We start from the raw sequence: 6462 nt of genomic DNA, 5'->3' as shown, positions 1-6462 counted from the left end.
GCAGAAAATATTTAGTTCCGAAGCTCGCAACTGACAGCAAGCCACGGGACGTTAGGCGAAACCTTCGAAAAAAATCGCGTAAAAAGAGAAATTTTACTTATCGAAACATTTTAAAAAACTATATTATGGCATTAATACCCTCCTTTTTTCTAGATTGCGTTGTCGCAATTGGAACGCTAAATGATAATAACGAAACTGTTTGGATTGGTACAGGCTTTTTGTATGGTCAACTTGAAACTTTGCCACAAGAAGAGAAAAAATACAGAACATTTTTAGTTACGAACAAACATGTTTTACAAAATTTGAGAATTGCAATTTTAAGGTTTAATCCTCAAACTGATCAATCGGCAAAAGATTTTACTGAAAGTTTAATAGATGGAGATGGTATTCCAACATGGACAGGTCATCCAAATCCGAATGTAGATGTTGCAGTTTTAGCAGTAAACACACAAATTTTAAATGAACAAGGTTTGAAATATGGATTTTTCCATTCAGATGATCACGCTTTGAATAAATCTAATATGGAAAACTTAGAAATTACTGAAGGAGATTTCTTGTATGTGTTAGGTTTTCCAATGGGTTTAGTAGCTCAAGATAGACAACATGTAATTTTGAGACAAGGTGTAGTAGCCAGAATTAGAGATATGTATGAAAAAAGAAGTACAGACTACATAGTTGACGCTCTTGTTTTTCCGGGTAATAGCGGTGGACCAGTTATTTTAAAACCTGAAGCAATTTCAATTGAAGGAACAAAATCAAATTTAAAAGCTTCCTTAATTGGATTAATCAAGAGTTATATTCCTTACCAAGATATTGCAGTAAGTCAACAAACACAAAGACCAAGAGTAATTTTTGAAGAAAATTCAGGATTGTCACTTGTAGAACCAGTAGATCATATAATTGAAACAATATTAGAGCATAAAAGAATAAAAGGCATCGCCTAACAGCTGTTTGGCGCAATGGCGAAAAAAGTGCTAAATTCACGTTTATCTTTCGCAAGAAATATTATCTTTAAGAGAAAATATGCAGTTACGAAGTTCGCCACTGCGCCAAGCAGCGAAACGTTATAAGCAACCGTTAGAATCGATATTTATTTCGCTTAAAATAGAATATGCATTTCTGTATAACATCCTTTTTGAAGTTAAATACAAACTTCCCCAATCATCACAAGTCATTATTTCTTCAGTCCACCATTTAAAATCAGAATTTTTCTTTTTCAAGAAATCTAAAATATACACAGGCGAGAAATCTTTTTCAGTTGGTAACCTTCCGTTGTGCATAATTCTAAAAATTTCTATGCTAATCCAATTGTCAATTTTGTCATTCCATTGCGAATGACTTTCATTTATTGAATATTTCTCAAATAATTGTTCTATTGTAATCTGTTTCATTTTAATATTTTTAAAAATTAATATTGAGTGGTATGCTTATAACAGCAATTATGCGGGATTTTCGGCATTGTGATTAATTTAATTATTTGTTTGTACTTGGTTTAATTTAGGCTTATCCGAAATATGGTTTTGTATATTCCGAAAAACCACGCATAGTTGCGAAACGTTGTATGCTATTTTAATCGAAAATAACGTAAAACATTGTATTACAGATATTTAATTTAAAATTTATAATTATGAAAAAGAATTTTAGTCTGCTTATTATTGGAATTTTATGTATCACTTTCTTATCTTGCTCTAAAAATGAAGATGGAAAATGGGACGATAATATTAAACTTTCTACAAAACTAGTAGAATTTAATTCAAATGAAAATTTAACTACAATTACAACTGGAACAAATTCTTGGTGGTTAGACGGAATTGCATTTAATGGAACTCAAGTTGATTTACAGCAAATAAATCAGACTTCTCAAAATTTTATTGTAGAAAATCCTGATTTTACAGTAGAACGTTTAAACGGAAATATCATCAAAATAAAAATGAAAGAAAATTTAACAAACGCAGAAAGAATTATGAATATTGCTTTGCAAAATGGAAATTATTTTGATGGAATAAAAGTAATACAAAAAGGGAATTAAAAAAACAGCATACAACAGCGGTTTCAAGAAATGGCGAGAAAAGTGCTAAATTGATGTATTTCTTTCGCAACAAATGTTATCTTAGTGGAAAATATACGGTTACGAAGTTCGCCACTTCTTGAAGCCGCGAAACGTTGTGAGCAATTCTAAAAAAAACCTGATATGACAAGAATACCAAGAAAACTATATCATTATTGTTCAGTTGAAAGTTTTTTTCAAATAATATCATCGAAATCAATTTGGCTTTCTAACTATGGGCAAATGAATGATGCTCACGAAAGTATTTGGATTGAGCAATATTTTGATATTGTAAATAATTTATTTAAAAGTGGAAAATATAAAGACTTCCAAAACTATACAATTCCTACTTATGGCTGGAATAAAGGTAATCCTCATCTCTTTTGTCTTTCTGAAGTTGGAGATTCTCTCGGTCAGTGGAGAGCATATGCCGATGATGGAAAAGGTATTGCAATTTGCTTTACACCAACAATTTTAAATTTTCAATTTGACAAACCGAATCGAAGTTCATATATAGATCACACTTTAGGTTTAGTTAAGATTGAATACAATGCCAAAAAGCAAAAAGCTAAAGTTGAAGACCTTGCCAATCTTTTCAAAAATATTTACGATGGTAAAAAAGACGAGCTTTGGGAAGCAGCAAGTTCTTTTTTAGGTATATCGCTTGCTACCGAATCTCTTGTTATCAAAAACCCCAGCTTTATCGAAGAGAAAGAATGGCGCATTATTCATACTCCATCTGACAATTATGACTTATCAGAGAAAAACAGCCATTCCATTTCCCAAATGAAGTTTAGAACTAAAGACTCTAATCTTACCTCATATTTTGAAATTGATTTATCTGCAACATTTAACTCTAAATTAATTCCTGAAATTATCTTAGGACCAAAGTCTGGTTTAGATTTATCAATTTTAAAGTCATTTTTAGAAATTAACAATTTAGAAAAAACGATAGTCAGTAAATCTGCCTCAACATATCAATAAGAACTGCTCACAACAGCGGTTTGCAAAAATGGCGAAATATGTGGTAAATTCACGTTTATCTTTCGCAAGAAATTTTATCTTAGCCGAAAATAATCGGTCACGAAGTTCGCCACTTCTGCAAGCCGCGACACGTTGTGCGTCATACTAAAAAAACAGAACATTAAAATAACAATTGATAAATTAAAATAAAATGAAAAAAAGAATTTTTATAATCTTATTAACTTCTTTCTTGACAAATACAGTCGCTGGACAAGAATTAAATAATTTTTTTTCAACGCTTTCTAAAAATAATTTATTTAACGGAAGCGTATTAATTTCCAAATCAGGAGAAAAAGTTTTTTCTAATTTTTATGGGTTTTCATATATCGAAAAACAAGAAAAAATTAGTGACAAATCTCAATTTCCAATTGCTTCAATAACAAAAACGTTTACAGCAACAGCAATACTGCAACTTAAACAGAAAGGTAAACTTAAAATTGATGATCCAGTTAAAAAATATCTAACAGATTTTCCTTATTCAAATATTACTATTAAACAATTACTTAATAACACTTCTGGATTGGCGCAAGAGTATAATTCATTTGATAGTATAATGAAAGAACAACCAGAAAAAATAATTTCTAATCGAGACATTATACCAACCTTTATTCGTTTTAAAACACCACTTTCATTTTTACCAGGAAGCAAATGGGAATATAATAATGTTAATTTTTGCGTTGCCGCAATGATTATTGAAAAAATATCTGGTATTAGTTATGCAAGTTATTTGGAAAAAAATATTTTCAAACCTGCAAAAATGAAAAATTCATTTGTTCCTTTGGACAGAAAGATTAAAACAACAAATCAAGTAGAATTATACACTTACCCTAACTCGTATTCGACCAATTTTGTAAATACGAATACCTTAAAAGATAATTTCCCAATTAATGCAAAAAGCAATTTTTATGGAAATGGCGGAATTGTAAGCACAGCCATAGATTTGCAAAAATATCAAAATGCATTATTTACCTACCAAATATTAGGAAAGAATGAAATAGAAGAAGCATTAACTGCAACAAAACTCAATGATGGAAAAATGGTAATTAATAATTTGGAAGGAAAAGATACTAGTTATGGTTTAGGTTGGTTTATATATACTGATGAAATCAATGGAAAAATAGTTTTTCACGATGGATTTATTAGTGGGCTTACTAGTATTTTGGCACATAATATTACTAAAAATCAAACTGTTATAATTTTGTCTAACACAGCAAGCGATGTTTTTGGAGCATCCAATGAATTGTTACAATTAATTGATAATAAACCTTATAAAATTCCTGTACAAAATCTTTCAAGAATATATGGTAGTTTACTTGAAAACGGGAATAAAGAAAAAGCAAGTCAGTTGATTGCAGAATATATAAAAAACCCAACCAATTATACTGCAACCGAAAGAGATTTTAATAGATTGGGTTATCAATTTCTTCGTCTTCAAAAAAACGAAAATTCTTTACAAACATTCAATTCAGGGACATTAATTTTCCCAAAGAGTTGGAATATATATGATAGTTATGGCGAAGCATTGCTACAATGTGGCAAAAAAGAAGATGCGATTAAAGTGTATCAAAAATCTGTTGAGTTAAATCCTGAAAACGAAAATGGGAAAAAAGTTTTAAACAATTTGCTAAATAAATAAAAGAAAGTACGAACGCACAACAGCGGTTTCAAGAAATGGCGAGAAATGTGCTAAATTGATGTATTTCTTTCGCAAGAAATATTATCTTAGTGGAAAATATGCGGTTACGAAGTTCGCCACTTCATGAAGCCGCAAAACGTTAGTGGTAACTTTTGAGCAGATGGGGAGAATACAGTAAGGGCAATTCAATAATAGAGAGATAATAATGGATTCAATATTTTCTATAAATCAAAATGGTTATAAAGTTTTTGAATTAATAAAATCAAGACCTATAATCAAAACTTCAAGAAGTTTAGAAGAGCAACGTAGAGATGACGAAAAAGGCATACCTACTCTTCAGCTAGCTGACGATTTCATTTCTCAATTCTCAAACCTTGATATTTTCAATAATAATATCAACATTGGCGCAAAATTACCGAATGAAGAAATCCTGATTGATGAATCGGATTACAACCAGTTCAAGTTTTTAGTCGAACAATTTTTATCGATTAACTTTATTAATCGTATTGCAGATTATAAGTTCATTGTAAAAGTTACATTTGATTGGATGATTCAACTTTATATTAAAAAGGTATCAACTATAGAATTATATGATTATGTAATTTCTGAAATCGAGAAAAAAACAAAACAACGCCATTATGATTTCATAATTAAAGCTCTAGAAATAAAAACTTCTTTTCAAGTTGGTAATTGCCATTTTCATCAATTATCCAAAGACGATAGTTTGGAAATCTTTCAGACAACAAATACCGAGGCTAGCAAAAATGGTAGAGATATTAAGTTAGAGGATTGGGATAAGATGTTTAATTCCTTTGTAAATTTACCTCTTGCTTCAGTTAGTGTATTGGGCGTAAAGAGTAAATGTGTGGAACTTGCAAAAAAAGAGATTAGATTATCAGTTAACTCACTAAAATGTTTTCTTTTTCCACAGATGCTTACAACTGGAGTTGATACATTTAATGTAGATTTTGATTATAGAGTTGTAGAAAAAGTTGAGTATTTAAATCATATTGGAAACTTTCAAAATATTGGATTTAATGTAGAGTTTCCTACGAATACGCAACCTATTACTATCGGTCAAGTCGAATTGACAAAAATTATGCAAGACGGATTATTTCTTTTTCATCAATTCATAATATCGAAACGAAACACAGAAATATATTATGAATTGGAGAATGCAATAATTCAATTCGGTTCACTGAGTAGCGTTTCAAATCTTTATGAACGTATTATAAACTTGATTTCGTTCTTTGAGACACTCATAATTCCTAAGAACAATTATAAAGCTAAAGGAGAAACTATTTTAAAAAAAAATGTCATTCCGCAGTTGCACATAGGAGACCAAGAAGTTATGCGTGCAAACATTAGGAGACTTTACGATATACGTGATAAATATGTTCATAATCGCATTGAGCTAGCAATTGATGTTGAGAGTTTTTATAGTGTGACATTGTGTGGATTAGTATTTTTAATTTATAGCATAAATATAATTAGTTCTATGAATACAATTGATGACTTACATCGCCATTTCAATATTGTGAATGACAAGAAACCAGACTAACTTATTCGGATTGGAATTTGCGTGGAAAAAAAAAGCTACCACTAACAGCCGTTTGGCGAGATTGGGGTTTTAGTGGAATTAACGTTTTTTATCATATCTTCGTTTCGGCAGAAAATACTCTGCTATAAAGTCCCCAACCTCGCCAAGCGCCAAGACGTTAGCGGTCAGCTTCAAAAAAATCCAAATAAATGACAA

At 30.4% G+C, this 6462-nt stretch carries 6 protein-coding genes; 5 read left to right on the top strand and 1 reads right to left on the bottom strand.

What is annotated here, in order from left to right; genetic code table 11:
• Positions 1-125: 125 nt before the first annotated feature.
• Positions 126-944 carry a serine protease gene (locus ABI549_RS13115; RefSeq protein WP_348076913.1) on the top strand — a complete coding sequence of 273 codons (819 nt, stop codon included), beginning with the start codon at positions 126-128 and terminating at the stop codon, positions 942-944.
• A gap of 120 nt (positions 945-1064) precedes the next feature.
• Here the strand turns inward: ABI549_RS13115 and ABI549_RS13110 are convergent, their stop codons facing one another.
• A complete protein-coding gene (locus tag ABI549_RS13110; protein WP_348076912.1) occupies positions 1065-1391 on the bottom strand; it encodes a hypothetical protein in 327 nt (108 codons plus the stop codon).
• A gap of 236 nt (positions 1392-1627) precedes the next feature.
• Here ABI549_RS13110 and ABI549_RS13105 point away from each other — a divergent pair, with 236 nt between their 5' ends.
• The 4 genes from ABI549_RS13105 (at position 1628) to ABI549_RS13090 (ending at position 6267) form a co-directional block, all read left to right on the top strand.
• Positions 1628-2029: a hypothetical protein gene (locus tag ABI549_RS13105; protein WP_348076911.1), complete on the top strand. Its 402-nt coding sequence runs from the start codon at positions 1628-1630 to the stop codon at positions 2027-2029.
• 162 nt (positions 2030-2191) lie between these two features.
• Positions 2192-3031, top strand: a complete 840-nt coding sequence (locus tag ABI549_RS13100; RefSeq protein ID WP_348076910.1) for a DUF2971 domain-containing protein — start codon at positions 2192-2194, stop codon at positions 3029-3031.
• A 190-nt stretch (positions 3032-3221) separates the two neighbouring features.
• Positions 3222-4706 (top strand): serine hydrolase, encoded by a 1485-nt coding sequence (locus ABI549_RS13095; protein ID WP_348076909.1) that lies wholly within the window; start codon positions 3222-3224, stop codon positions 4704-4706.
• A 205-nt stretch (positions 4707-4911) separates the two neighbouring features.
• A complete protein-coding gene (locus tag ABI549_RS13090) occupies positions 4912-6267 on the top strand; it encodes a hypothetical protein (RefSeq protein ID WP_348076908.1) in 1356 nt (451 codons plus the stop codon).
• The last annotated feature ends 195 nt before the right edge of the window (positions 6268-6462 follow it).

The organism is Flavobacterium sp., from assembly GCF_039932285.1.
GTDB lineage: Bacteria > Bacteroidota > Bacteroidia > Flavobacteriales > Flavobacteriaceae > Flavobacterium.
This window is presented reverse-complemented; position numbering and strand designations above follow the sequence as displayed.

What these genes read in the sequence shown, in the direction of transcription:
- ABI549_RS13115 (WP_348076913.1), top strand. Translation starts at nt 126, where the DNA reads ATGGCATTAATACCCTCCTTTTTTCTAGATTGCGTTGTCGCAATTGGA.
- ABI549_RS13110 (WP_348076912.1), bottom strand. Translation starts at nt 1,391, where the DNA reads ATGAAACAGATTACAATAGAACAATTATTTGAGAAATATTCAATAAAT.
- ABI549_RS13105 (WP_348076911.1), top strand. Translation starts at nt 1,628, where the DNA reads ATGAAAAAGAATTTTAGTCTGCTTATTATTGGAATTTTATGTATCACT.
- ABI549_RS13100 (WP_348076910.1), top strand. Translation starts at nt 2,192, where the DNA reads ATGACAAGAATACCAAGAAAACTATATCATTATTGTTCAGTTGAAAGT.
- ABI549_RS13095 (WP_348076909.1), top strand. Translation starts at nt 3,222, where the DNA reads ATGAAAAAAAGAATTTTTATAATCTTATTAACTTCTTTCTTGACAAAT.
- ABI549_RS13090 (WP_348076908.1), top strand. Translation starts at nt 4,912, where the DNA reads ATGGATTCAATATTTTCTATAAATCAAAATGGTTATAAAGTTTTTGAA.